General features: G+C 61.4%; 23 protein-coding genes and 1 tRNA gene. 13 read left to right on the plus strand and 11 right to left on the minus strand.

The genetic code is table 11. From position 1 onward, the window contains the following. Positions 1–84: 84 nt before the first annotated feature. A tRNA-Ala gene (locus ACIBJI_RS35095) sits at positions 85–157 on the plus strand. 77 nt (positions 158–234) lie between these two features. On the opposite strand, the gene xerC is transcribed toward ACIBJI_RS35095, so the two are convergent. From xerC to ACIBJI_RS35130, 7 genes are all read right to left on the minus strand, one after another. After that, entirely contained in the window at positions 235–1,515 is a 1,281-nt protein-coding gene (gene xerC, locus ACIBJI_RS35100; RefSeq protein ID WP_397087705.1) for a tyrosine recombinase XerC, read from the minus strand. Positions 1,516–1,588: 73 nt separating this feature from the next. Beyond that, positions 1,589–1,831 (minus strand): hypothetical protein, encoded by a 243-nt coding sequence (locus ACIBJI_RS35105; RefSeq protein ID WP_157187294.1) that lies wholly within the window; start codon positions 1,829–1,831, stop codon positions 1,589–1,591. A gap of 14 nt (positions 1,832–1,845) precedes the next feature. Continuing rightward, a complete protein-coding gene (locus ACIBJI_RS35110; protein ID WP_397087616.1) occupies positions 1,846–3,582 on the minus strand; it encodes a replication initiator in 1,737 nt (578 codons plus the stop codon). A gap of 359 nt (positions 3,583–3,941) precedes the next feature. Next, on the minus strand, positions 3,942–5,381 hold the full coding sequence (locus ACIBJI_RS35115; RefSeq protein ID WP_397087618.1) for a cell division protein FtsK: 1,440 nt from the start codon (positions 5,379–5,381) through the stop codon (positions 3,942–3,944). A gap of 137 nt (positions 5,382–5,518) precedes the next feature. Beyond that, positions 5,519–5,974 carry a hypothetical protein gene (locus ACIBJI_RS35120; protein ID WP_397087620.1) on the minus strand — a complete coding sequence of 152 codons (456 nt, stop codon included), beginning with the start codon at positions 5,972–5,974 and terminating at the stop codon, positions 5,519–5,521. A gap of 1,173 nt (positions 5,975–7,147) precedes the next feature. After that, entirely contained in the window at positions 7,148–7,417 is a 270-nt protein-coding gene (locus tag ACIBJI_RS35125; RefSeq protein WP_397087622.1) for a hypothetical protein, read from the minus strand. A 9-nt stretch (positions 7,418–7,426) separates the two neighbouring features. Continuing rightward, positions 7,427–8,713, minus strand: coding sequence for a hypothetical protein (locus tag ACIBJI_RS35130; RefSeq protein ID WP_397087624.1), 1,287 nt, complete (start codon positions 8,711–8,713; stop codon positions 7,427–7,429). Between the two features lie 471 nt (positions 8,714–9,184). On the opposite strand from ACIBJI_RS35130, the gene ACIBJI_RS35135 reads away from it, so the two are divergent. The 5 genes from ACIBJI_RS35135 to ACIBJI_RS35155 all read left to right on the plus strand — a co-directional run bounded on the left by ACIBJI_RS35135 (position 9,185) and on the right by ACIBJI_RS35155 (position 12,298). After that, positions 9,185–9,670: a DNA-directed RNA polymerase subunit beta gene (locus tag ACIBJI_RS35135; RefSeq protein ID WP_397087626.1), complete on the plus strand. Its 486-nt coding sequence runs from the start codon at positions 9,185–9,187 to the stop codon at positions 9,668–9,670. 260 nt (positions 9,671–9,930) lie between these two features. Beyond that, positions 9,931–10,185, plus strand: coding sequence for a hypothetical protein (locus ACIBJI_RS35140; protein ID WP_397087628.1), 255 nt, complete (start codon positions 9,931–9,933; stop codon positions 10,183–10,185). Further along, the gene (locus ACIBJI_RS35145) at positions 10,182–10,418 is read left to right on the plus strand and encodes a hypothetical protein (RefSeq protein WP_063040659.1); all 237 of its coding nucleotides are present in this window, start codon (positions 10,182–10,184) and stop codon (positions 10,416–10,418) included. Before ACIBJI_RS35140 ends, ACIBJI_RS35145 begins: the two co-directional genes overlap by 4 nt. Before the next feature lie 98 nt (positions 10,419–10,516). Further along, positions 10,517–11,083, plus strand: a complete 567-nt coding sequence (locus tag ACIBJI_RS35150; RefSeq protein ID WP_397087630.1) for a hypothetical protein — start codon at positions 10,517–10,519, stop codon at positions 11,081–11,083. A gap of 45 nt (positions 11,084–11,128) precedes the next feature. Continuing rightward, positions 11,129–12,298, plus strand: a complete 1,170-nt coding sequence (locus ACIBJI_RS35155) for a hypothetical protein (RefSeq protein WP_397087632.1) — start codon at positions 11,129–11,131, stop codon at positions 12,296–12,298. Between the two features lie 651 nt (positions 12,299–12,949). On the opposite strand, the gene ACIBJI_RS35160 is transcribed toward ACIBJI_RS35155, so the two are convergent. The 4 genes from ACIBJI_RS35160 to ACIBJI_RS35175 form a co-directional block, all read right to left on the minus strand. Beyond that, positions 12,950–14,275 carry a restriction endonuclease gene (locus ACIBJI_RS35160; RefSeq protein ID WP_397087634.1) on the minus strand — a complete coding sequence of 442 codons (1,326 nt, stop codon included), beginning with the start codon at positions 14,273–14,275 and terminating at the stop codon, positions 12,950–12,952. A 518-nt stretch (positions 14,276–14,793) separates the two neighbouring features. After that, entirely contained in the window at positions 14,794–15,915 is a 1,122-nt protein-coding gene (locus ACIBJI_RS35165) for a hypothetical protein (protein ID WP_397087637.1), read from the minus strand. Beyond that, a complete protein-coding gene (locus ACIBJI_RS35170) occupies positions 15,912–16,589 on the minus strand; it encodes a metallophosphoesterase family protein (protein ID WP_397087640.1) in 678 nt (225 codons plus the stop codon). The genes ACIBJI_RS35165 and ACIBJI_RS35170 overlap by 4 nt, the downstream gene beginning before the upstream one ends. After that, positions 16,586–17,377, minus strand: a complete 792-nt coding sequence (locus ACIBJI_RS35175; RefSeq protein WP_397087642.1) for a hypothetical protein — start codon at positions 17,375–17,377, stop codon at positions 16,586–16,588. Before ACIBJI_RS35175 ends, ACIBJI_RS35170 begins: the two co-directional genes overlap by 4 nt. A 1,075-nt stretch (positions 17,378–18,452) precedes the next feature. Here ACIBJI_RS35175 and ACIBJI_RS35180 point away from each other — a divergent pair. The 7 genes from ACIBJI_RS35180 (at position 18,453) to ACIBJI_RS35210 (ending at position 25,269) form a co-directional block, all read left to right on the plus strand. After that, positions 18,453–19,295, plus strand: coding sequence for a hypothetical protein (locus tag ACIBJI_RS35180; protein ID WP_397087645.1), 843 nt, complete (start codon positions 18,453–18,455; stop codon positions 19,293–19,295). Between the two features lie 448 nt (positions 19,296–19,743). After that, entirely contained in the window at positions 19,744–20,025 is a 282-nt protein-coding gene (locus ACIBJI_RS35185) for a hypothetical protein (RefSeq protein WP_364344990.1), read from the plus strand. Continuing rightward, positions 20,018–21,070 (plus strand): polyprenyl synthetase family protein, encoded by a 1,053-nt coding sequence (locus ACIBJI_RS35190; RefSeq protein ID WP_364344988.1) that lies wholly within the window; start codon positions 20,018–20,020, stop codon positions 21,068–21,070. The genes ACIBJI_RS35185 and ACIBJI_RS35190 overlap by 8 nt, the downstream gene beginning before the upstream one ends. A gap of 51 nt (positions 21,071–21,121) precedes the next feature. Next, a complete protein-coding gene (locus ACIBJI_RS35195; protein ID WP_397087647.1) occupies positions 21,122–22,276 on the plus strand; it encodes an oxygenase MpaB family protein in 1,155 nt (384 codons plus the stop codon). 31 nt (positions 22,277–22,307) lie between these two features. After that, positions 22,308–23,291 carry a zinc-binding dehydrogenase gene (locus ACIBJI_RS35200; RefSeq protein WP_364344984.1) on the plus strand — a complete coding sequence of 328 codons (984 nt, stop codon included), beginning with the start codon at positions 22,308–22,310 and terminating at the stop codon, positions 23,289–23,291. A gap of 30 nt (positions 23,292–23,321) precedes the next feature. Beyond that, positions 23,322–23,696, plus strand: coding sequence for a DUF2255 family protein (locus ACIBJI_RS35205; protein ID WP_364344982.1), 375 nt, complete (start codon positions 23,322–23,324; stop codon positions 23,694–23,696). A gap of 502 nt (positions 23,697–24,198) precedes the next feature. Further along, on the plus strand, positions 24,199–25,269 hold the full coding sequence (locus ACIBJI_RS35210) for a fatty acid desaturase family protein (RefSeq protein ID WP_397087651.1): 1,071 nt from the start codon (positions 24,199–24,201) through the stop codon (positions 25,267–25,269). The last annotated feature ends 540 nt before the right edge of the window (positions 25,270–25,809 follow it).

Genomic DNA, 25,809 nt, shown 5'->3' on the forward strand with positions numbered 1-25,809 from the left:
CCCGAATCGAGGCGATTTGGTTGCCGACACGCCAGTGGTGTAACTTCGTTCAGGCAGTCAGGGAAACCCGACGGCAACCCACTCGGGGCTATGGCGCAGCTGGTAGCGCACCACACTGGCAGTGTGGGGGTCAGGGGTTCGAGTCCCCTTAGCTCCACTTTTTTTGCAGGTCAGGGCCGCTTTTTGGTTCGGTGAGACGAATCGAAAGCGGCCAATCCTCCAACAAACTCCCAACTAATTCCCCGGACCATTGACGGCGCGTTCGAGTGCTTCCGCCGCCGCGTGGTGAGTTCGCCCGCGTGCCATGTAGCGCCGCTGGGTCATGGCGGGGTCCGCATGGCCGAGTACGTCAGCGGTGATCCGTGCCGACAGGCCCGCGTCATCGAGAATTGTCGCGACGGCGTGGCGGAAGCTGTGCGCGGTGATGTCATCGGCCATGCCCAGCGCTTCGCGTACCCGCTGCCATTCGTGGCCGACGTTCTGGGGGTCGCGCAGCGTCCACACGGCCGAGGGAAAAACCAGGTCGAGTGTCGGTGTGTCCGGGTCCGGCGGCGCGACCAGCTTGCGGGCCGCTAGTACCGCTTTGCGCCGCTTGAGCATCTCAACGGCGAAGTCAGGCAGGGCGATTGTTCCCCGGCGGTTCTTGGGGTCGTCGTCGCGGTCTATGCGTACCAGGCCCTCACCTTTGACGCGCACGACCTTGCCGGTACTGCGCAGAGTCCGGGCCTCGAGATCAATGTCGGTCCAGAGCACGCCGAGAATCTGACTGCGCCGCAAGCCCGTTGCCGCCAGCAGGGTTACCACGTCGGCCAGATCGGCACTGTCGCAGTAGGCCGCGACCGTGGGTGGGGTGTACGCCGTCACCAGAGTTTTCCGGTTGCGCTCGGCGCGCGAGAGCTTGCGCGGGCACGGCACTTGCGAAGTCCGCACCGCCGCGAGGATGAACCGCAGTTCATCAATAGTGATGTCACGTGCGCCGCCGGTACGGCCCTTGGCCTCCACGTTTTTCGCCATCTCCGACTCACGGACAGGGTTGACCGTGAGGGCATCTTTACGCACCGCGTAGCGGAACATGCCCGACAAGACATTGCGGCCGGTCCGCATCGAAGACGGTCCTTTGGCCGCGCCGACCTGCTTGAGGAACGCCTCAACCGATGACGTGGTGACCTCCAGGAGCCGCCGCTGCCCGAACGCTGTGGTGAACAGTTCTGCTGCCACGTCGTAGCGTTCGAGTGTGCTGCCCGCGCGGCCCTGTTCGACCAGATAGCCCCGGTACAGAATCCACAGCTGTTGCACCGTGGTGGAGTCCGACAGTTCCCCGCCGAGGTCCACTCGGATAGCCGCCGCAGCCGCCATCACCGCATCCAGAGCGTGAGACCCGTTGCGGTCGGGTATCTTTCGGCCGCGTGTGTCGAGCCTGACCGGGGAGACCCGTCTCAGGTCACGCCTCTTGCCGGAGGCGTCGCGGACGAGTATCCGCGCTTCCCAGTGCCCGGCCGATAACTCGGTCAGCATGGGCGTGCCGGGGACGCCGATAGGGCGGGCCGGTCTGCCCCGCCTCACCGCCGCATCTTCTCAGCGGCGCGGTTCACTCGTCGGTGCGTGCCTCTAGCGCCGCGTCGAGCGCGTTCAGATCCCACCGAAAATCCTTTCCGACCCGCTTGGGTCGCGGTAGCCACGGGTACTTGTCACGATTGCGATTCCAGCGGCGCAGCACTTCGGGATGTACGCAGATGTGCGCCGCAGCGGCTTTGGTGGTGGCCCACTGTCGAACCGGCCGTGATCGTGCGTGTTCAGAAGACCCCGGTCCGGCAGGAAGATCAATACTCATTCGATTGCTCCAAATTAGCTGTATTGGGTGGCGGTCGATCTCTCCGGGCCGGGTGGAGGTTCGGCGGCGAGCATGGCCCGGTCGTATTCGTTGCGCCAGGCGATGCGTTGAGCGATGGCGGCCATGAGCAGATGCGCCCGTGACGGGATTCGGGTTCCCGGTGCGAGTTTCGACCAGGTGTAGCGGTGCGGGTCGGGGGTGGGTTTGTCGATCCCTGCCGCCGCGAGGGTGGCCCGGACGAATTCCATTCGGTCGGCCTGGTGGTCCCCGAGGGTTTTCCCGGTCCACAGTTCCGAGGTCAGCACTCGGTTGCCGGGCAGCCCGAGTGTTTCGCGGCGGTGTGCGCGTGCCTTGCAGCGGCCGGGTTGCATCCGCGATTTCGCGCCCTTGGGGACGATCCCGTACAACAACCACACTGCGCACCGTTCCGAACATGGTGTGCGACACAGCGCTTGGTGTAGCCGGTCGTAATGGGCGTGTTGCCGAGGAGTTTTCGCCTCCAGAACCTCACTGACCGATTTGGTGAGGTACTTGCACAGGTAGCCGATGTGGCGGTTGGCTTCCTCGGTGCCGCCGAGGATGCCTTTGGAATGGACCTGTGTACCGAACCGCACCAGGTGCGCCGGGTTCTCGTAATCCCAGGTGCTGTCCATCGCGGCGTCCCAGCTTTGCAGCGGTATCCGCGTGTCCGGGTCGACGAACGTCTTGGCCTCGCGGTCCCACAGCGGCGCCCGCGCCCCGTGGTAGACCATTTCGTTCGGGTGGGGCCACCACACTTGGTGGTAGGTCGCTTGGGTGACTTGCCGGATGATTCGGTGGGGGATGTCGCCGCGGATTGCGATGTGGGCATGGGGTGCGCCGCGTCGTTGGGGTTCGACGCTGGCGAAGTACTGCACGTTCCAGCCGACCACGCGGCGCAGGTTTTGAATCCAGCGGGAGAACAACCGCGCGAACCAGATCGCGTCCCACGCCGCACGCTCGTAGTCGTAGCTGTCGGGGTCGATGGGGGTGCCGTCGTCACGATCCACGCGCCCGTAGCTGTCCAGGGTGAGTGTGATCATCATCGAGGGTTTGAACTTGCCCGCGTATTCGCGCCCGATGGTGCGGTTCTGGATCGGGTTGCGCGGCAGTTCCGGCACATCCGGGCAGCGACGTGTCGACCGAGCACGCCCGGTGTCTCTGTCAGAAACTGAATCACTGTCGGCATCGTGGTCAGGATCGGCATCCGTATCGGGGTCAGGGCCGACCTCGATACCGGCATCGGTGATGTCCTGCGGGGCTGGCGCTTTGCCGCGCATTCCCAACGCCGCCAATTGTTTATCCACCCACACGATTTCCGCGCGCAACTCCTCGGCGTCTTGGGTCCAGCCTTCGGATTCAGCTTCGGTCAGCGTAACCATCAGATCGGCCCGGTAATACATGAGCCCGGTCTGATCGAACGTCGCTCGCGCACGCGGGATTTCGGGTTCGTGGTCCAGGTGCCAGCCTTCCCGGCACTGGGCCAGCCGCAACGCCTTCGCCTTGCGCGCGCACGCTGGGCACACCGCTTCCATAGTGTTGCCGCACGGCACCGGAACATGCGAGATGGCCCCGGTCGTGGTGTCGGTGCGTTCGAGGACCATCGGCCGGATACACACCCCGAACCGTTTCGCCGTTTCCACCGCCACCTCATCGAACGACGTCCCCCGCCCTGGAGGTTGCTCATCGTCTTCGCTCGCGTGTGACTGGCCGGCATCGAGCCTGTCTGTCATGAAATTCACCTATCCCGTAGTAGAAGCGGCATCGCGCCGGACACACCGCGTGGAGACCTCGGCGCGATGCCGTAGAGAACGAATGAGCCACTGCCGGAACAGATTTCAGAAATGGTTGTGACGCCGCCGGTACGACAGCCACTAGGCGCTACCCGCGCCGAGAAAGTTTCGAGGATGCGCTACCCGCGCTGGAATCAAGAAAGGTGAGGATGCGCTACCCGCGCTGAATGAGAATGCCGCTCGCAGAGGGTGTTTCGTGATGTCGCCTGGCGCGGCTTATACCAGGCTACCTATCGTCTCAAGATGTGCTGTTTCCCCTGATCACCAGGGTATCGATCGCTTTGTGAGAGTTCGGATGTTCATTGTTGTTCGGGATCGTCGTCGAGCCGGGGCGTGCCGTCAGGGTGGCGTGGCAGCGGTGGATAGGTGCGCATGATCCACTCGATATCGTCATCGGTGACCCAATAGGCGCGAACCCTGGTGATTTCCACCGATTCCTCGTGCTCGACGTAGGCTACGCCCGGAGTGGACTCGGGGATCTCGTCGCATAACGCGCCCCGGTCGCGCCCGCTCTGGCCGAACAGCATGTTCGGTTGTGTCGGCTCGCTCATGCGCAAACCGATCCGGTAGGGGTAGAGCTGGCGTAGCTCGAGCACGTCTTTGGACGGGTCTTGAAGGGCTCCGACCATCGGCACCGCCACCGCCCGCGATTGCGTGAGCACGATCCCCATCAACCGCGTGATCTCGTCTTTGATCTTGCGGTCGCTGTAGTAGGCGGTCAGGCTCGCGGCCTCATCGATGATCACCACGACCAGTGGTTCGGCCACGGTCGGAGTGATCTTTCGTTCGGCCTTGGGCATGTAGAGCCCGCCCCGGGACTGCACCAACGCCGCAGCGTCACGCAACAACTCGAGCGCCATCGGACCGTTGTCGTAGGCGAAACGCGCGAACCACTGCCGAGCTGCCCCGTATTCCATGCCTCCTTTCGGATCAACCAGCCACAGCACCACGCTTCCGTCTCGGATCGCTGGGCCGAGTGCGGCGATCAGCGACCACACCACCGACCCTTTACCCGAGCCCATCTTTCCGGCGACGAGGACTTGATTGCCGAGCAGACGAATCCGCCACGGTTCCCCGAGTTCGGTCAGCCCGATCGTGAGTGCCTCTAGGTCCACGGTTTTCGGCACCACCCGAGGCAACGGGATGGGTTCGATCAGCCGATCGGTGTGGATGACCTGAAGGCGCACGAATCCCGATTCGGCGTTGCGGACCCGGACCCCGACCACACCGAACCCGTGGCGCAACGCATCGGCCTGCTTGGCCCATGTCTGCACCGTTTGACCGCCTACCAGCTTGATCAGCAGTTCATCGGCGGTGTCGCCGATGGTGATCTTCACCAATGCGGGAGTCTGGACGCCGTTGTCGAGGATCTTAGTCAGCCCGTGGACCGCGGTCAGCGTCTTCCACCGCCGCTTGTAGCGCTTCCACGACAGGTAGTGAGAGGTCATCCGACCCCACACCCACCGCCGCCACGAGCCCGGCCACCAAGCCCACCACATCACCCACAAGGCGACCGACGACGCGGCGACACCGGCACCGTACGGCCAGCCCAGCCACCACGCTGTGGCGCCCGCCAACAAGAGCGGCACCGAAAGCATCGGGAACAAGGCTGCCCACCACAGCAGATGCATCAGTATCAGCACCAGTGCCTCGAGCAGATACATCAGCCCTTGACCGAGATCATCCATGATCGTCGGCGGACGCGCCGAGGGCTTCTCATACTCTGCGGAACGAACCATTTGCCTATCCACCTCTTCCAGCTTGAATTTGTCGAATGTTGTTGTCCCACAGCCTCATACAGCACATGAGTGGGGTTATGACGGGTCGGCTCCCATCACGGCGAGCCGACCCGCCACACAGAAACAGCGGTCAGCGATCAGGCCGGGGACTTGCCCGTGCCCGATCCACCCGCCGACCGACTACCCGACCCCGGCGGGGTCGCATACCCGCTCGCCCGCACGGTCTGGGTCAGGTATTTGAACTCACCCTGTCCACCCACGCGCGGCTGAACTGTCAACCCCGTCAACGCGACCGGACGCATACCCGGGGCGATTTCTTGGGTGGTGGGTTCGGGTTCGGTATCCGACAACAGCAGAACCTCGTAGCTGGCGCGGCGAGGGTTGGGTTCATTCGGGTCGGTGACCGGAATCTTCCACACCAGCTGCCCCGTCTGTTCATCCCGCTTCTGGGGTCCCGGACGGTCCGGGTTGCCGGTGTACTCCAGATCGGGGCGCACATCCCCGATCTGATACAGCCCAACGGGGAAGAACTCCCCGAACTCCACGGGGTATCGAAAGTTTCTGCGAATGTCGGACTTGTTGTCGTTGGCCACGACGGTCACCTTTCATCTGTATCTATCGGTTTTCTCGAGTTGGCACCGCCACTACGGCGGCAGCCTCGACGCGGTCACACACCGCACCGCTGATCGAAGGGGCTCCCACCCGGACGTGAGCAGCGCAAACAGGCGGGTCACGACCGCCGACACACCCCCGCGCACCACGGCCACCGACCGGCCGAACATCGGCCCGGATGGTTGAGAATTCGCCCCAAGAACCCGATGATCGGTGTTCTAACACGCGGGAATGCACTACTCTGAACACAGCAGAGACCGCCGTTTCTGCACTGGATGAAATGGGGACTCCGAAAAGGCGGCCCTGCTACCGGATTGCCTTCTAGGAGTGTGTTTCGTTCACGCTGTCCCCTCGTTGGCGCGGGGGGACAGCCGCGAAAACCGTTCGGCTCAGCCGATACTCACATCAGCCAATCCACTTCACCTACCTCTCATTGATCAACATTCCATCGTCACCGCCACAACCCCTACATGTCCAGGCTTCACCCTCTCCTAAAAATAGGTGAGGGTGAGATCGTCAAATGCCGCGAACACTCGAGACGCCGAGATATCCAGAGCGACAACATAGTTCGCGAACCACTCGCGCGTTCACGTGCCGCGAATCCCTCAGCGACACGGAAGCTCTCACGCCGACGACACGAACCGGGACACCCAACAACGGTGCCCCACAACCGATCCGAGGCCAAAGACAGGACTGACACGATCCCTGATCCTCCTTTTCCGTTGAGAGACACCCACAATCGTTCTCCAGAACCACAATACGAGGCTTGTCCAGCATTACTGCACAGTCACGCACCCGCGGTGAGCCCGCCGATCGGATATAACCCTCGTTCTATCCGGAATTCGAGGCGAAATACGCCCGAAAAGCGAATCGAAACCAACCGAACGCGACCGAACGGGACTGAATACGCCGAACCGGACGATCCGGCATCGAACAGCACCGAAACCGACCCAACACGACCAAACATCACCAAACGCACTCAACAAGACGACAAGAGCGACAAAAGAACATGCGACTATGATTTCAATCACACTTGATCAAACGTGCGGCAAGGTCCCTTAAAAGCACCGCTGCCGTAGGTTCCGCCGTGCGTCAGCTACGACGAAGCCCGGCGGCCTCCACGACCTGCCGGGCTCCCATTCTGCTACCGGGTTCTACAGGCCCCGACGCACCTTCACGGTGATTGTTCTGTCTATCGCGTCCAGTACGGTGATGAAAGCTTCCTGGTCGCCGTCGTGGGCTGTGCGCTCACGAAATAGAGTGTCTGCCAATGTGTTTCGAAGATCAGTGATCGTCCGTCGGGGGTCTGCCGAACTTGCGTAGATCATTGCGGGCGTTGAGTCTTCGATGACTGCACCGCTCGCTTTGCAGTGCGCAATCAGTTCGTCGCGCACTTGTTGATTGCTGGCATACATCCCGGCCATCCCCGAACCTCATGCATTCTCTTCGATGCCAACCAATTGCCCTGCGCTGCTGCGCAGAGCCCGAACATCTGGGTGGTCGATCGCCGCCGCCGCGTGAATAGCGCGAACGTCGGACGCCAACCGCGCCGAGCCGATGCGTCGTGCTTCCTCAACGACCTCGAGACCGAGCGCCGCGCCTTCCCTTGGTTCCCCGTTCTGAAGTGTCAGCACGGCCTCACGTGCCAGGCAGAACGCTCGCGACCGTGCCCACGACTCCGAGTAGCTCTCGATGGCAACCCTGAGCCGGTGCCGCGTCTCTGTCACTTCGACGCCGTGAACTGCGATGTCGTACAACGCGTGCCCGGTGTCCCCGTTCAGTTGGGCGAATGTGTAGAACTGCGCGAAGTTCCCATAGTCAGGCACGTCGTCATCCGCCGAATCGTGAAAGTGCTCGTCCGCATCACGAACCGCCCGAACGCACTCGCGAGCGTTGCCGAGCGACCCGAATGCTCGAGCTTGCACCGCGGACAGGTTTGCCCGCCGCAAGTTGCTGATCCTGTCCTCGCGCACCTTGGCCGCGCCCAGCAGCGTCAAGGCTTCGTCGGGCTGACCGAGGTAGATCGCTTGCCGCGCCATATCACTCAAGATGTCCGCGCGTAACGACCAGGCCCCCGCCTCATCCGCGCAATGCAAACCCACGCGCAGGTATCGGTCAGCCGCTCGATAATGCCCGGCGTCGAAGTGCGCCCAGCCGACCGCATCCGCCAGCGCCCCTACTGCCCCGTACAGATCGCGGCTTACCTGGTTGTCGTTGGCTGCTTCCAGGAGAGCGGCACCACGACGCACTTGTGCCGCCATTACCTCCCAGGCCCAAGGGTGCCCAAGGTGATCGGACTCGCGAACGGCGTGCATGACCTGTTCGATCTCGGCGACATGCTCAGGCCCGATGCTGTTCGGGATAGCGGTATGGACGATCGCGTCGTCCAGTGTCGCGGTTAGGCCCCCCGCTAGTAGCGAACTTCCCCCCACCGCGGCAAGCCCGCGTAGGAAGTCAATACGGCGCACGTCATCTCCATCACTAGCCCGGCGATTGCGCCGGAAAAATCCAAGGTCCTCAATCGGCACCCCGAACGCCTGAGAAAACGCCTGCCGGTATGGCTTCTGAGGCCACGTCACGCTGCCCCGTTGAAGTCGGCGGATCGCTTCATCGTCGTAGCGGCCTTCCCGCCCGGTGATTTCGGCGTACGCGGCGTTGACCCGCTCGGCTGTCTCGGCCTGGGTCCAGTCACGTTCTTGAATGTGTTGCGTCAACCGCACATTGGGTTCCCGATACACAGTCGACCCTCTCTTGTGTTCCTAACCGAGAATAACCACCCAGTACCCCGCATTGTCACCCGCTGACGGCACTTTGCGGGGGGCTTTGCGGGGGTGTTTGCCCTGCTAGAACGGCTAGAGCGGTGTGACGCTCATTGCTGCGCAACCATTTCACAGCAAGCAGGGGAGCTTGATTATGCCGTCGCCGTCGTTGTCCGACTTTCAGCCTGGCCCCTGTTCCCGTCCCGGGTACGTACATGAGCGCCGTTACGACCGGGCACACCTAACCAATCGAGCTACTGAGGGGGCGCGATGGTGAACCCAGAACTCCCGCACCGGACGCCATTCGTCGGCCCTCCCGCCGCCATCGCGGTCGATCTCCCTGCCGAGGTTGTTGAGCGCTACCTAAACGCCCTACACGAGTGGCAACCCGAACAAGCCCACGAACAACCCGATCAGGGGGTCTGAACTCCAATGGACCACATAGCTTTTGGCGACACACCGTTGTCGCGCTGTCACTTCTACAAGCGGGTGTGCGATCTGCCCGCGACCGTCGATTCGCCCCACCTCGGCCGCATCATCATGAAAGCCGAGCACGTATGGGCACTCATCCTCCCTGCCCACCTCGGACAAGCCGTGAAAACCTATATGCAACACCATGGTTCGGATATCGGGCCGATACTGTCGCATCCACGCTCGAACCGGTGGACGCTGCTTGTGCGCCCGGACATCCCCGACGACGCACGCCTGTTCGCCGAGATGTTCCGGCTGAACGTGTCGGTAGTGCGAACCGGTGGCACCGTCGCGTTGCCGTCACCGGTCGACAACGGCGCGCAGTTCAGACGTTGGATCGAAGCGCCGCGCTGCACGTTCCGGCCCTCCGGGCTTGTGGTGGTCGATGCGATCCGGGCGTGCTCGGGCCTTTATCGCCCGGTGAAGCGCTGGACTGCTCATGTCTGAATGTGAGTGCGGGCCGTGGATCAAGTTGTCGATGTGCGGTATCGGGACATTCGACCCCGACACCAGCGAATTACGGTCGGTCAGGTGCCCGGATCGGCTGTGCTCAGGCTTGGTCCCCATCGTCGACGCTCGGATCGCTGACCACGACGGCATTCTGCCCTCGGCCTTGCGCTGTCCATGGATCGGCGTACGGGTGGTGGATGACTCGGCCGAACGCATGCCCGATTTCTACACGCGCATATCGACGCAGGACCGGCCGCATGAATGAAGTTGCGCGGCCGCGAAAGGTACAGATATCTCCCCGCGTGCGGAAACTGCTCGCGGTCTTCCATGAGGAAACCCATTTCAAGCTCGACCTGGCCCCCGTCGACAGTACTCCGATCTACCAGCGCGCGGACGGCTCGGTGATGCCGGTTGACGAGGACGGATGGGTCTCCGACTCGGACGCCGAGCTGGACAAAGACGACGCAATCACGATTCAGCCGACCAGTGTTCGCGATCGCGAGGAATCATGAGCCTGGAAGTTCCTGTGCAACGCGACCTTTCACCGCTACCCGATGACCCGGACGTACACCTGAGTGTGTTCCTACACGGTGCACGGTTCGACTTCGTCGCGTGCCTTACGGCCGCGCTGATCTTCGTACAAGAGCACCAGGCGCAGCACTACGCCGATGCCGTCGCGGTCGACCTCGGCGACACCAGAGGCTACCCGCGGCTGCCGTGCGAGCGCCTTTACCTGTCACCGTGAGGTGAGACACTGGCGCGCGAGGTCCGAGGCTCACGAGCGTCAGCGGAATCTTGATTCGGACAGAGGGAACGAGAAGCGACGGAAGCGGAGGTATCAGCGTGGGGAATGATGATCAACTGGGCCTGGATTTGGTCGTTGATGTCAAGCCGAACGCATGGGTTACATGGGTCGAACCGCAGCGACGGACGGCACAGGTCAGGAAACTCCTCAACCGTGCCGAGCTGCCCGCACTGCCGTCGGAGCCATGGGATTTCGAATCAGACGAGGCAATTCAGATCAACGACGTGATCGCTGAGCTGTTTCCGGATATCACAGCCGCGACCCTTTCAGAGAATGCCGATCTCGTCGATCAACTCGTGTGCTTCCTCGGAGAATGGTTCATCCGCTATCTGGACGCACAATGGTGCGATCTGACCGATATGCCATCCGGATACAACTACTGTAAAGATATGTCTATATACGACGACATTAAGCCAGGCATAGCTTTCAAGTTCATGGATTGGAAGACCTGCACGGCAGAATGTCTTGTTAAATTCGTGATCGAGCATGAATTCCTCGATATTGTCGAACTGGTATCGGTGGGGTTCTGGAGGCTGCACAAAGATGGCGGCCCGTTGTTCTCCGATCTCGGCGAGAGCTTTCCTGACCACCCTCCTTTCGTGTGACCTAAAATAAATTTCGTTTCATAGTTTCGGGGGCGGGGTATCGCCATGCCGGGTGACGGTTACAGCAGTGATCGCAAAGGATTCGACAGCAACCAACGCGGGAGGATCTTCGAAAACGGCAGCGACCGATTCTTCCGTGACCGCGAAAACGGATACACTCACCAGTCTCGAACATACAGGGACGGAAAAGACAGTATCAAGTTCGACAAGGTCAGAAAGGACGAGCTAGGACGCACATCCACTATCGAAGAGAAATCAGGCAGAATCGGAGGAGATAAAGACGAAACTCAGCTGAAAGTGGTGCGCGCTCTCATCGAAAAGGGTGAGGTCCAGCATCATCTGCTGAGATCGGTTGAGGGCGAAGCGATATCGCCACGAGCTAAGGAACTCATCGATGGTCTGGTCCGCGACCACGGGGATAAGTTCACACATCAGATCATCTCGCGCGAGGACGCCCGCGAGGTCTGGGCGCGGGGATTGGAAAGGGAACCGACTCCGCAACTCGAACTACCTGGCGTCGGTGAGCAAGCGCGGCTGCAAAAGGAACGGCAGCGGGAGGCGCGGGACCTGGCGAAAGAGCGTCAAGAGCGGACGCGGATCGCGGAGCGAGAACAGCGGGCACGTGATAGAGAGTTGGCGCGGGGTGTAGGTCCGCGCGAGTTGAACGAGAAACGCGAACAGCTCCGCGAACATGTGGCAGAGGCGCGGAAGATTGCCGAACCGCGCGAAAAGGGTCAGGCACTCGAAATCGATAATCTGCGGGAGTCGCACACACGGTTGACCAAAGACCTAGCGGATATTCGCGAAATAGAACGCGCGAAGGCTCGGGAGATGGTTCACGACGCCGGACTAGGGCGCGAACACGCCCAAGAAACGGAGCGTCTCATAGAGCAGAACCACGAAGATAAACGCAGAGACGTAACGCATGAGCTTGGAAAGATCGGCTCTACCCTCGCACGTGAAGAGAAAGAGCGGACCGAGCGGGAAGCGATCGACAAACAACGCGAACAAGCGCGAGAAATGCGTGAGCGAGCAGTGCGGGAGGGGGTGCCACGGGAAGTTATTCGTGTGTACGAATTAGGTCGGCCCCAGCCGGGTGAGGAAGCAAGACCAACTCGAACCCATGCCGACGCTGAACGAGAACGGGCGATACATCAGCAGCGCGAACGCGAACGCTCCGAACGCGAACGTGAGGGCCGACACCGAGGCGAGTAGCGCTCAAAACGAAACCCAGCGTAGCCACGTCAGCATTCAGGACGGCACTGACGACGATCAAGCTCGCCGTCATGGACATGGTTGTGGAAGGCGTCCCGCTCCACCGGGCACTTGCCTGTGCTGGTCCTCCGCTGTGCTGGATTCGGCTGCCCCAGTCCTGAAATCCTGCGTGCGGAGTGCCTGCCGGGGTGCGTCGCGGATCGAGCGGGCTTACCGATCAGTCTCGCGAAAGCTATTGTGCCGCAGACGTGATGACCTCATGTAGAGAGTGAAAGAAGATTGGGAGCCCCCGGAAGAGAAAGAAAAAGAAGAAAAGAAGCCGGAAACCCAAGTAAGAGAACTTGCCGAATTTCCCTCTACAGAATCAAGAGCGGCGCGCATGTGCGCGCCGCCCGGTGCGCCCGCCCTCCCGCTCCGCTCCGGGGCGGACACCCCGGCGCGGGATCAGGATGGGGACCGAACCGCCACGACGGGACCTACACGGCGACTCCGGTCTCGCAGTACTGCCGACTCCGGTCTCGCAGTACTGCCGCACCCCTCCGGGGCTTGCCACCATCAACAATGGTCGCGGGGTACGGCTTGTTCCGAGCTGGCCATTAACTTGAGGATCGTGGACTCGCGCCAATTTGCGATGTCACGCCGGTAAGCAAACTACTTACCGTCACTCAGACCGGGCATCATATCTTTGATTTCGGGCAGGATGGAACTCAATTTTGTGCGATTGTACAATTTCAAGAACTGGCCGTCTGGATGCTTGTGGCGAAATCTTATGATGGCCTGGAGTTGTTCGATAAACTTTTCGCTTAGTTCAATGTCTTCGACCAAAGGGCAGCCTGTGCTTGCTGTCAGCTTCAAGCCTACGGCGCAAGGCTCGTCGGGGCTCTGTATGATCAGAACTCGTTCATCTGAAGGTTTACCCACGCCAAAGCGACGCCAATAACGTTCTCCCGTCAGTGGTGGCGGGAAGGCGTACGGATCAACCGACACGCGCACGCAATCGGAAGCGCATACACTCGCTAGTTCGTCTTTTATGCGTTCAAGCATTGGGAGTGTAACCATATCTCTCCATCCCGCCGCACGCTCATCGTCGAGATCTGCCAATGGATGCGGCCTCTTGAGATACTGTCCCGGGTTTGTAAGTATCTTATACGCTAGCTTCGCCGGAATGTGGATGATTACTTGTAAGATCATATAGGCTGCTATTTCGACGACTCGGCTATTGCTCAATGGGCGTGGCTTCTCCCGAAAGATCAGCCTGGGAAGTTCGGCTAGAACTAAAATCAGGGTAGTCCTAGCCGAGTCCATCCCGTCTGGGATTAATGACCCCCAGGGTCTTTCCGTAAGTCCGTGATCAGTTTCTGAATAAGCAAACATAGCAATAGCGTAAAAGTGAGCGTCCGCGCCTACCACAACGGACTGGTGTGCCCAAAAATACTCAAGATCAAGCTCATTCGGCGTCTCACCGAGTTCAGTAAAACGATCGACCAGGAGTTGGAGTCGCTGGGAATCCTCAAGTGCTTCCGGAAGAACTCGTGCTGTTACGATCGGATGCTCTCGGACTAGGCGTATCAGGCGGTCACGATCCCATAAGCGAATCTTTGGTCGGGGATGATTTTTCTGCCATTCGGAGACCCAATCGCGAGTCGGGTTGGAAAATCTGCTGTTCGTGCAAAATACAAGGACATCCAAGTCGGGTGTGCCAGCCGCGTTCATAACGGACGCGACAACATCCGCTTTCGCTACGGTTGAATCTCGGCCTTTGGATTCGATCCACCATCGTGACCGCTCTAGCTCGCCATCAGGAGTGGGATGAACGAAGGTCGCTTCTAGGTCGCGACCTCCATCAGGAGCAGAAACCCCATTGGTTGTGCCAGCTCTCCAAACCAGCTCAGTAGCGCCCATGGCCTCTAAAAGGCCGAATAAAAGCTCTTCTAGCTGCGAGCCGACTACTGAGTCCCAAAGCACAGTCGTTGTCACGGGAGCAGGAGAACTGGGTCTGTTCACTGCCCAAGTGTGCCATCAGGGCGGCCTGCTGGATGCCGGTTCCACCACCGGTCAACGCAGCATTTCCCAGGAGCAATGGCTTGCTGATCCAACAAACCAGCGTATCGCCCGCCACCGACAGGTGCCGGTCCAGTTGATGCCGAGACAATGGCCGTGTGTAACAAAGTTCTCACCCCGGCGAGCTGTGCCAGCTCCGCGCTCCATGTGGCCGGAGCTGGCAGACGATCTTGGCATCAGCGTCGACCGCGTGCGTCCGATCGATGATCCTTCTGTCGTAGCTCAACCATGGCGGGCGCATGTGGTCAACATCCGCGACGGTCACATAGCGTTGCCGTCCCCCGATCCAGACCAGAAATCGCGGGGACTTGGCCGACGCCGGCCACTACCTCATTCCGCTCGCCCGATCACGGAACTTATTCAGAAGCAATAGTAGTACCCGTTGCGCCAGACAATTTGTTTCAAGGAATGGTTGGATAGCCAACGGCAAGCCGCTAGCGGTCGACAATCCGAACCGTTACCGCAATCCCTTCTTTGGCTGATTCGCGCATCAGATCCCGTTCGAGCCCTCGAGGATTCGAGAGCCTTCCGTCGTGATCCATGACTACACACACCAAGTGGCTAACATTTGGGTGTACGGCGTATTTGTCGCGATCGACCAACAGTTCCTCTCCGACGGACCGTGCCGTCATACTTTCACGACTCTTCTTCACCTCTATGGCAACCCCATAATCCGGCACCGTGAAATCGATACGACTCGAGCCGCCAGCATATTCAGGAGACCAAGTCTCTTCGCGAACGTCCTCAAAAAAGAGAACCAGAAGCGATCGGAGGAGATCCTGTACATCGTACTCGTCTGTGACTTCAAGTGTCGGTCGTTGACTGTGACGCTTCTTCAAAGAGCGCTCGACATACAACATTCTATCAGCGAGTTGCAATATAAGCTTGACGGCATCGATCTGAGCTCCTGCAAATTCAACTGAGCCAGCAGACCCGCTTGTCACCAAGGATCCTCCCATAAACCCGGAGAATAGTTGAGCGATTGCGCGTGCCTTTTCTGAGGTCGAGCGCTGAATCGCGGCGTAGTCTTCCTTTTCGGCCTTTTCCGCCTCGTCTTGGCCTGAAATCCAATAACGTTGGCTCACCTTGTTTAGCGCAACCAAATTTCGAAACTTTGGATGCGGCACATAAGCCTCGCCATACTGTTCGGTAATGATCTGATCCAAATCGAACAGCCTGTCGCTGGGTGGTCTATACTGTGGCTCCTTGCCGGTGAGCCACTTATATCGATTTGCGAGGGACTCAAAACCATAGTCGGCCTTATCCATATTCCAATGTAAAAGCTTGGCATCTTGATGCTCATCCAAGAAGGTGAAGAACCGGTCAAGAAGTTCCGACTCTCGATCCTCTCGATTACTGCCTCGGATATCGGAAATGCTGAATGCTACATTGCTGCCGTGATCGTTTACCGACGTCGCGCTGATGCACGTGACTGGGACGGGCTCGTTCTTAGCCTTGTATAGGCTATGCGAAGCATAGTGGACAGCCCAAATCGACTCGCCACGATCCAATGCCTGCCTGAGTACTTGAACCTGTATATCAGATGCGCCGCTCACCCTGATCCCCTAAATTGAATTATTGTACGTTCCGGCCACAGCAATGCCGTCAATGGCGCTCTATAGATAACTCCACATCCTGTGTCGATGGCCATGAGGGTTTCCGAGATATACGGCCGCCCATTCTGTTGTATGTAGTGCCCGCAGATAACAGCCTTGCCGATAAGTTCTATGGGTGAGCGCGAGAATAACTCTGGATAAGATGCCAAAGCCACAGAATCCCGCGTCCGACATCCCGGATGCGATGGATCAAAGCCGCAGTGCGAGGCGAATACGTCATCCAGTTCGAAGTAATCCTCAAGGCTATTCAGGAACTCAATATGAGAATCCGGCACCGCCCGTTTAAAATCGTCCATGATATTAACGCTCCGCAGGCCCGTATATGAACGAGCCGTAGACAGCCCGCCTAGGCGCACGAGATGAATTGGATCAGCACCCTTCATGAAGTCATCAAATGCTTGATCATGGTTGCCCCGAAGAAGCGTTATCTGGTGGTGCCACAGGTTTTTCGCCTCGATCAGGCGGCTAATCACCTGTTTAGATCGTGGTCCGCGGTTCACATAGTCACCCAGAAACACAAGATGACGACGACCGCCAAACATATTCAGGGCTTGGCTCAGCTCATCATGGCTTCCGTGAATGTCTCCGACGAACACGAAGGCATCTGAACTCATAAAGGCGGCAGTGGCATATCGGCATAGTTTAGAGTATCAAGGTATTCAAATACCTGTTGAATCAAGGCGGAAGCATGGGGGTGCTCGGCTGCCAATTCCCTTACCAATTCCGAAAGGTCTTTGGATTCCTCGGATTCTACTTCAAAAACTTTCATAACCTTAGCCTGGATTTTGATTGAGTCGTCATAAGAAAGCGATTTCGCACGACGTAAACGTAGAACCTCAAGCACTTCCTGATCGGTCTGCGCCGCAGCCGCATCGCTAACCTCAAACGCGGTTATTCCAACTTTGACATTCTCTAGATATAACCATGTGCGGATCAGGTATATTCCTAGGCGGCCCAATTCCTCGTGAAGGGCATCGAATTCAATTCCCTTAATTGCGACTGCGCGGGCTGCAGACCGAAGCTCGGCTAATAGGCTGTCATAGGATCTCGGCGCTTGATAGGCAGACAGTGCATCCCGCAGTACGCCGTTTGGATCTTCCAGTTCGATGCCTTCTGCTCGCAGATGCAGTACGAATAAGCTTCCACGTTCCGCCATCTTTCGGAGGTGCCTCGGTGTGTACACAGTCACTGACACGCGTCCATCCGAGTAAGACCCAGCCCGTCGGTATGCGATTTGCAGTACGTCAACATCAGAGTCGTGGTCTGCGGACCCACGAGCCTGACTGCCGTACAGCATCAAGGCAAGAGACGGCCCCCGCACCACCGACATGATCTCAGCCAGGAGTGAATCACTCACAGTTGGGATCCCGCGGTCCTTGGCCTGCGCATTCACCTCAGACATGGCCATACGGTACTCGATGACTTGAGCGAAGACATCTGAGATGCACCACCGAATACTATTCGGGCCGTTGCAAAGCCGGTGTGCGGCCTGGTCTCGGTGAGTCCCATGTCGTCGCGGGGGCCACCTTCAAACCGATCGTGCGGCCGGACTCTGCGTGCTTACGTCAGCGAACTCGCCGTCAGCCGTCACAGCCAAAACCGCCGCACCTGCCTGCATTGACCGCTGCCTGCCGCCGCCCGGCAACCAGGTGAGAAACCCAGTCCGCGTAGCTGGTGGTTAACCAATGGTGGAAAGCCGCGGCGTGTCACGGATTTCGACACACCGATGCCAGCCGCAGGATGCTCCCAACTAAGTCCCAACAAATTCCACCAACGTAGCGATCTACCGAATGTGTGTTCGATGGTCCTGAGTAGTCGATTGTCGTCGTATGAGCTGGTCAGATGATATTTTTCCGACGGTAGAGTCGTTCGTAGTTGTCTGTGGTAGTCATGAGTTCTCGTAATGTGGGGGTCAGGGGTTCGAGTCCCCTTAGCTCCACAGAATGACAAAGTCGCAGGTCAACGGCCTGCGGATTCTTTGCGTTTGTGTATTAATCCGAACCATTTCGGTTCTGTAGCGGGCACGGCCCGGGGCAGAGCGGCATGTCGTGTAGAGCTTCCGGATGGGCTTGTGGCTGTCTGCTCGCTATCGATGGTGTCGGCGCCGGCGCAACCGGTGCAGAGGGGTACTGGTGCAACTGCGTCGTCAGGGGGCGGTCAGGCCGTACATGCTCGGCCTCGCGCACTGGCTATACCTGCAACGAGTGAGCGGTAATGCCGATGTCCGAGCAGCCAGAGCCGTCGATATACGGAGCCCGTGCGGCTCGCGGGTTCGCCCGTGATGACAGATTGGTCAACCTCCGCGAGCTAATTGTGCGGATCGGCGAGCACGCTGGGCCGCCACCTCAGCAGGGCCGAGGCCCAGGATGGGACCGGTCGGCGACTGTGGATTCGGGAGGTGATACCGGTCTGCTGCTTCGAGTGTGGCGAATCCATTTGCGATCACCTGCTGCCGCCTGCCGTGCCAACATCGAGGTATGACGCAAATCCCTAGAGGCAGAACACCTTTCGACGACATCTATGACCAGCCGGATCCTCGGGGGTTCTTCGGCGGTCTCGGCCGGTTCGACTACCAGACCCCGCAGCATGCCCAACAGGTATTCCGCCGTCTGGCCGCGGCACGCGCACGATCGGGACCGGTGACGGTGCTGGACCTGTGCTGCTCGTACGGCATCAATGCGGCGTTGCTCAACCACCACCTGACCCTCGCCGACCTGTACGCCCGCTATACCTCCCCGGGGATGGCCGCGCTGGACACGGCCGAACTGATCGAGTCCGACAAAGACTTCTACGCCGCTCGTCGCCGTGATGATGCCGTGCCGGTGGTCGGGCTGGATATCGCCGCCCCGGCGATCGACTACGCGCTGGCCGTGGGTCTGCTCGAGGCCGGCTTCTCCGAGAATCTGGAGACCGACACCGCTTCCGCGGCCCTGCTGCGCGCGGCCGGAGCCGCCGGTTTGATCACCGTGACCGGTGGCGCGAGCTTCCTGACCGCCCGCACCATCCACCAGTTGCTGTACGCCGCAAAGGAGCCGGTGTGGGTCGCCGCATTTGTGCTGCGCACCGGCTCCTACCAGCCCATCGCCGATGCTCTGGCCGAGCATGGGTTGGTCACCGAGGTCGATTCGGAACGCACGGTCGTTCAACGTCGATTCACCGATCCCGACGAACAGCGCTACGCCGTCGCGGCCGTCGCCGCGACCGGCGCCGACCCCACCGGAAAGGAGACCGAGGGCTACTACCATGCCGCATTGCATCTGTCCCGGCCTCGGGACCGGACCGTGCCCTACGCCAGCCTCGCCGGGCCCGAAACCAGCTGAGCGATGCCTGGATACCACGCGAGACTCACACACCCGCGGCATCCGCTCACGCCGCTGGCGCGCGCCGAAGCCGGGCTGCGGCCTGCGCTCAAGTCGACTCACCAGCGAACGCGCACATGCCGATTTCAGGTCGTCCGGTGTGCTCGAGATGAAGCCGGATTCCCGTAGCTGTCAAGACCATCCGCGAGCTTGCGGGGCCAGACAAAACGAAATGTGCTGGTACACCTCGGTGTTCGCGGTTCTCCCAGTGGCACCATAGGGATGGTTCCGAGTCTTCGCGAGCCTGCTGATCTTGGGTGATGGGCGAGAATCTGCTTTGTTGTTGTGGCCAAGATTCTCGGCGTGTCCGAGTGGAGCCGGTGTCACACTGTGTTGGCCGGGCCATTCCATCCTGTTCTCGGGACCGCACGGCGTCAGATACCGGTCGTGTGGATGGAGGCGTGGTCGCATGTCGCAAAAGTCGGATCATCCCGGATCTCGTGGCGAGGACGCCGTGCTTTTAGCAGCCGGTCTAGCCGAACTGACACTCAGCCGCATCGGACCGATGGTCGGCCGGATGTGGGGACTACTGCGACGGTCGGACCTGGTGGCGCTGGCCGGTGCGGCGGACGCCGATTTGAAGGCGCGCGGCAGGCTGGCATTGGACAGGTATGCCACAATTCCCCCGGCCCACCTGGAGATCCTCGCCCAGCGGGTTGCGGCGCGACGTGCTACCCCGCGCGATGTCTGACCGATACGACCCCGCTGCGTTCAAGGCCCGCATCGACACCACACTCGAGCAGTTCGTCGCGCAGGAGAATGACCAACTCCTGGCGGTCGACCCGCAACTGCGGCCGGTGGCCGATCAGATCGTGGTGGCGACAACGCACGGCAAACGGTTGCGGGCGGCGTTTTGTTACTGGGGCTGGCGGGCAGCGGGACAACCGGACAGTGACGCGCTCGTGCGGGCCGCGGCGGCGATGGAGTTGGTGCACGCGGCGGCCAGCGTGCAGGACGACATCATCGACGACAGCCCGCTGCGGCACGGCCTGCCCACCGCACAGATCGCCCTGCGCACACCGTTGCGCGGGCGCCCGAACGCCAAGAAGTCTGCCAGGGCCCTCGCCATGCTGGTCGGGGATCTGTTGATGGCGTCGGCCGGGCAGTTGTTCATTCTCAGCGGACTGCCCGCGGCATATCTGTCGCGCGCGCGTCCGCTGTGGGCGGCGCTGGCGCGGGAGTTGATCGCAGGTGAGTGCTTGGAGATTCTCTGCACCGGCGCGGCACCGGACACCGCAGAATCGTTGAAGGTGGTCCGGTACAAGACGGCGAAGTACACCGTCGAACAGCCGTTGCTCATCGGCGGCGCGCTGGCCGGCGCCGATCCCCGGCTGCTGAAAGCGTTCTCTGCGTACGGGTTACCGCTCGGCGAGGCGTTTCAGCTGCGCGACGATCTGCTCGGCCTGTTCGGCGATCCGGCCCGGACCGGCAAGGCGAGCCTCGATGACCTCCGCGCCCGCCGTCCGACTGCCCTGCTCGCCGAGACTTGGCGGGCCGCTGATCGCGGACAACGAAAACAGTTGCACACCTTGCTGGATCGACCCGATCTCGGTCCCGACGATCTCCGGGAGATGCGCGAGCTGATGAGCTGTGTCGGATCTCCCGAACTGATCGAACGGATGATCGGCGAGCGGGTCGAGGAGGCCACACACGTATTGGTCGGCCTGGATGTTCCACCGCCCGCCGCCCGAGCCCTGACCGAGCTCGCGCACGCCGCCACCACACGCAGGCATTGACCTTGCCGCAGAAGCACTTCCACCGTCTCGCCGTCGACACAAGGAGCCATGGTGACCTACACCCACACGTCGATGGACGCACTGCGGCAATACGGTGACGAACTCGCCGACTCAACGGTGGCCACGTTGTTCGAACGTGGCGAGCTCGGCACGTTCAACACCCTCATGCGCTATGTCTCCACCGTTGGCGCGCCCCTACCCGACGGTCTGCCCGATATCGCCCGTGAATACCTGCACGAAACCAGCGCTGCGCCTTCCTGGGTGGACTGGGGCGAGATGGAGAAGGCCCGGCTGTTCTTCATCGACAACAACGTGCACATCTCCACGGCCCTGTCCTTCGCCTCTATGCCCGCCTGCTACCTCGTCCCGCATATCGCGAAACTGCTGTCGGCCACGCACTCCCTGGAGTACCCCGCCAAACGCATGGCCGAGACCGGGCAGTTCACCGTCTACCTGATGCAGCCCGACGCCTTCGAAGCAGGCAGCCGCTTCATCCCCGCCGTCCAGAAAGTCCGGCTGCTGCACGCATCGATCCGCTACCACCTCTCCAGGGAAAACCGTTGGGACACCAACACCCTCGGCACGCCGATCTGCCAGGAAGACTTGATCGGCGGCCAAATGCTGTTCTCCATCCTCGTCCTCGACAGTCTGCATCGGCTCAACATCCACATGAGCGTCGACGGGGCCGAGGCGTACTACTACGCATGGCGGGTAGTCGGCGCAATGCTCGGCGTCGACCAAGCGCACGCGCCCAAAGACCTCGAATCCGCTCGAGAATTCCTCGACACCTACCTGACCCGCTACATGGGTCCCAGCGACGAAGGCGTCCACCTCACCCGCCAACTCATCGACCTCTACGAGGAGGTTGTCCCTGGCACCCTCTTCGACCCCGTCGTCTCCGCCCTCATCCGCTACCTGATCGGCGACACGAGCGCTGACTGGCTCCAAGTACCCCGCACCGCTTGGGATACCGCCGTCAAAACCGTGCCCGGCCTGCTCGGAGTCCTCGAAACCATCGAGGACAAATCCCCGCTGGGCGCATGGGCGCTGGACCGCCTCGGCCACCTCACCACCCGCTTCGAACTCAGTTCCCTGACCCGCGGCCGCGTCATGCAATACGCCATCCCGGAACATCTCAAACAAGACTTCGGCGTCTCGTCCACACTCCCACGCACACGGCGCTGGACACCCCCGCCTGCCACCTGAATCAACCGCGAAGCCGCACAACCGTGGCCAGGTGGGCATCACCACGTTCACGGTGATGACCACCCTGGGCACGCGGTCGCGACGTCGCCACTCGCCCGCGCTCGGCGACAACGTCGGTTTCGGCTGCGTGCCCGGACAGCGTGGCATACCCATGCCGTCGGGCGGGATCGTCGAAGACGTCGGCAGCGATGTGCGCACCGTGCGGAAGGGCGACTTCGTGATCGCGCCGTTCGCGTGGTCGGACGGCACCTGCGACTTCTGCCGCGAAGGACTGCAGACCTCCTGCCGGCACGGAGGCTTCTGGAACTCCGGCGACGTCCGCGGCGGCCAAGCCGAGGCCGTGCGCGTGCCGCTCGCGGACGGCACCCTCGTCGCGGTCCCGGTCGAGGAGAACTCGCCGCTGATCCCGTCACTGCTGACCCTCTCCGACGTCTACGGCACCGGCTACCACGCGGCGGCCAAGGCCCGCGTCACCACCGGCACCACAGTGACGGTCATCGGCGACGGCGCGGTCGGTCTCCTGGCGGTACTTTCGGCCAAACAACTTGGCGCGCAACAGGTCATCCTCATGGGACGGCACAAGGACCGTACCGACCTCGGCCGCGAATTCGGCGCCACCGATGTGGTGTCCGAACGTGGTGCCGAAGGCGTCGCCGCCGTCCGCGAGCTGACCCGCGGCGACGGCACCCATGTCGTCATCGAAGCTGTCGGTCACCTGCCCGCCTACGAGCAGGCGATCGGTGTCGTGCGACCCGGTGGCACCATCAGCCGTGTCGGCGTCCCCCAATACGAGTCCGCCCCAGTCGGTTTCGGCAGCCTGTTCGGACCCAACATCACCCTCACCGGCGGGCCCGCGCCTGTCCGCGCCTACATCGACATCCTGCTGCCCGCAGTCCTGGCCGGCAGCGTTGAACCCGGCAAAGTCTTCGACCGAGAAATCGCCCTCGCGGCAGTCCTCGACGGCTACCGCGCGATGGACAATCGGGAAGCCCTCAAGGTGCTCGTCCGCCCCTGACCCACCGACCGAACCAGAAGGAGATTCGGCATGACCGCATGGACCCCGGCCCAACTCGACACGATCGAGCGCGTCGACGAAATCGGCATCAGCTCCCTCCGAAAGGACGGAACCCTCAATACACCGCGCACCATCTGGGCCGTCCGTGACGGCGACGACGTCTACATCCGTTCGGTCAACGGGCCCACCGCCGCCTGGTATCGCGGAACGCGAAGCCGCCACAAAGGTCACCTGCAAGCCCCCGGCGTCGACGCCGATGTCACGTTCACCGATGTCGACGGTGCGATCAACGACCGGGTGGACGCCGCGTACCGCGCCAAATACCGCCGCTACGCCGCCTCGATAATCGACGCGATCACCGGCCCGCCCGCCGCCGAGACCACGATGCGCTTGGACGCACAGTAACGGCACACGCCCGGTCGAATTCGGTGTTGTGGGATGGTAGCGCTCAGCGCGAGGACACCGATCATCCTGGCGAGCTTCTCCAACCAGGCGACACGCTCATCTATGCCGGCACCGGGGTTGGGCTCAGACGCCCGCGCCTTGCTCCACCTCTCATGGGCGGCCCCCAGGATCTGCTCGGCTACGCGCCGGGGAACAGCGGGATAGCCGTGCCACGATTGGCGTGCGGGCAGCCTAAGAGACTGTGCGGGCTGTGCGATATGAAACCGGCCAGGTCTCAGTGAGACCCCTCGGACTGCGGTGCGCATCCGCTATCACACCGCAGTCCGATTCCATGTCATACCAAGGGCTTACATCGAACGAGAATCCGGCCGATAGCTTCGAATCGTCACCTCCCCGACACACCGAGCAGTTCCGCTGAAATCAAATCTCCGATCGACATCGACCGGGCCGGTATAGAGGACGGGCCGAGGTAGCATCTCCGACCCACCTCTCAGGAAGATCTATGACGACACCGGCCTTGGTCCCCGAGTCATTTCCACGATCATCGCGGCGCGACGGCGCCGACGGTGATTACGCCCGTCTGTTGCGCCGGATCTCCGACGCGGGACTGATGAACCGGCGTCCCCTCTACTACGCGGTCCGGCTCAGCCTCGTCGGGATCGCGTTCGCGGCCGCCTGGGCGGCGTTCGTTCTCGTCGGCGACTCGTGGTGGACGCTCACGATCGCGGCGTTCATGGCCGTGACGTGCGCTCAGGTCGCCCTCGTCATGCACGATGTCGCGCACCGCCAAGTCTTCCGGTTGCGGCGGCCGACGGAGGTCGTGGGCCGACTCGTCGGCAACGCAGGCATAGGCCTGGCGTACGGCTGGTGGCAGGACAAGCACACCCGGCATCACGCAAACCCGAACCACGAGGAACTCGACCCCGATGTCGCACCCGACATTCTGGTCTGGTCACAACGGCAGGCGCGGGCCAGCCGTGGCGTGGCTCGTCTCATCGGGAGGGCGCAGGCATTCCTGTTCTTCCCCCTACTGATGCTGGAAGGCCTGAATCTCCATGCGGCCGGTGTCCGCGCGCTCAGAAACCGATCCGTCAAACACCGCGGATTGGAGGGCGCGCTGCTCTTCGGCCACTTCGCCGCCTATCTGGCCGCACTGTTCGCGGTGTTGCCCGCCGAGAAAGCCTTCGCGTTCCTCGCTGTCCATCAAGCGCTGTTCGGCCTGTACATGGGCTGCATCTTCGCCCCGAACCACAAGGGCATGCCAACTCTGATCGGCGACGACCGCCCCGACTACTTGCGCCGGCAGGTGCTGACTTCCCGGAACGTACGGGGTGGCGTATTGACCGACCTCGCCCTCGGCGGGCTCAACTATCAGATCGAGCACCACTTGTTCCCGAGCATGCCGACGCCGAATCTGCGTCACGCCCGGGTGATCGTCCGCGACTACTGCGCCGAAATCGGCGTGCCATACCACGAGACCGGGCTGATCTCCTCTTACAGCGAGGCGTTGAAGCACCTGCACCACGTCGGCGCGCCGTTGCGCACCACCGACCGACACCAGGAGCCCGGATGACCTCTTCCCCGGCCGGGCCGCGGCGACACAACAGCGCCGGGCCCGAGAATTGGGTGCGGACAAGGCCGCTCGCGGATACTCGAGATATGGCTCGACGCCTTGGCCGGCATTGCCCTCGATGTCGTTGCTGCGGGTGTTGTCGATGCGCCCGGGGCCGCTTGGATCTTCACTGATGTCGAGGTGCGGAAGGCGTCGAAGCCGCTGCGTCGCAACTTGTTCGGTGGATTCACGTGCCCGGCCGGAATGGGGTGCCGAGCTCATCTGGTGGCTTGCCGGCACGGACAACCATTTCGTCACGAGTCGAGTCATCTTCGCGGACGGCGGCGGTTCGCGAGCGACCGTGCTCGGCGACCATCATCGGCGGTAACCGAAACGGGCCGGTCGGGCCCTGACTCGACCGCGTAATGCGCTGCGCTGTGCCTGGATTCACGAATGAGTACGACTTGGATCCCTCCGGCGAAGGATGACGAACTGGCCGCTGTCGCACAACTCCGATGGCAATGGTTCCTGAAACGCCGAGCGGGGCTCCTGCAACGACAT

Source organism: Nocardia sp. NPDC050408, assembly GCF_044458905.1.
Classification (GTDB): Bacteria; Actinomycetota; Actinomycetes; order Mycobacteriales; family Mycobacteriaceae; genus Nocardia.

Coding starts and splice junctions, on each gene's coding strand:
- xerC (WP_397087705.1), bottom strand. CDS start 1,515: ATGCTGACCGAGTTATCGGCCGGGCACTGGGAAGCGCGGATACTCGTC.
- ACIBJI_RS35105 (WP_157187294.1), bottom strand. CDS start 1,831: ATGAGTATTGATCTTCCTGCCGGACCGGGGTCTTCTGAACACGCACGA.
- ACIBJI_RS35110 (WP_397087616.1), bottom strand. CDS start 3,582: ATGACAGACAGGCTCGATGCCGGCCAGTCACACGCGAGCGAAGACGAT.
- ACIBJI_RS35115 (WP_397087618.1), bottom strand. CDS start 5,381: ATGGTTCGTTCCGCAGAGTATGAGAAGCCCTCGGCGCGTCCGCCGACG.
- ACIBJI_RS35125 (WP_397087622.1), bottom strand. CDS start 7,417: ATGGCCGGGATGTATGCCAGCAATCAACAAGTGCGCGACGAACTGATT.
- ACIBJI_RS35135 (WP_397087626.1), top strand. CDS start 9,185: ATGGACCACATAGCTTTTGGCGACACACCGTTGTCGCGCTGTCACTTC.
- ACIBJI_RS35140 (WP_397087628.1), top strand. CDS start 9,931: ATGAATGAAGTTGCGCGGCCGCGAAAGGTACAGATATCTCCCCGCGTG.
- ACIBJI_RS35145 (WP_063040659.1), top strand. CDS start 10,182: ATGAGCCTGGAAGTTCCTGTGCAACGCGACCTTTCACCGCTACCCGAT.
- ACIBJI_RS35155 (WP_397087632.1), top strand. CDS start 11,129: ATGCCGGGTGACGGTTACAGCAGTGATCGCAAAGGATTCGACAGCAAC.
- ACIBJI_RS35170 (WP_397087640.1), bottom strand. CDS start 16,589: ATGAGTTCAGATGCCTTCGTGTTCGTCGGAGACATTCACGGAAGCCAT.
- ACIBJI_RS35175 (WP_397087642.1), bottom strand. CDS start 17,377: ATGTCTGAGGTGAATGCGCAGGCCAAGGACCGCGGGATCCCAACTGTG.
- ACIBJI_RS35180 (WP_397087645.1), top strand. CDS start 18,453: ATGACGCAAATCCCTAGAGGCAGAACACCTTTCGACGACATCTATGAC.
- ACIBJI_RS35185 (WP_364344990.1), top strand. CDS start 19,744: ATGTCGCAAAAGTCGGATCATCCCGGATCTCGTGGCGAGGACGCCGTG.
- ACIBJI_RS35190 (WP_364344988.1), top strand. CDS start 20,018: ATGTCTGACCGATACGACCCCGCTGCGTTCAAGGCCCGCATCGACACC.
- ACIBJI_RS35205 (WP_364344982.1), top strand. CDS start 23,322: ATGACCGCATGGACCCCGGCCCAACTCGACACGATCGAGCGCGTCGAC.
- ACIBJI_RS35210 (WP_397087651.1), top strand. CDS start 24,199: ATGACGACACCGGCCTTGGTCCCCGAGTCATTTCCACGATCATCGCGG.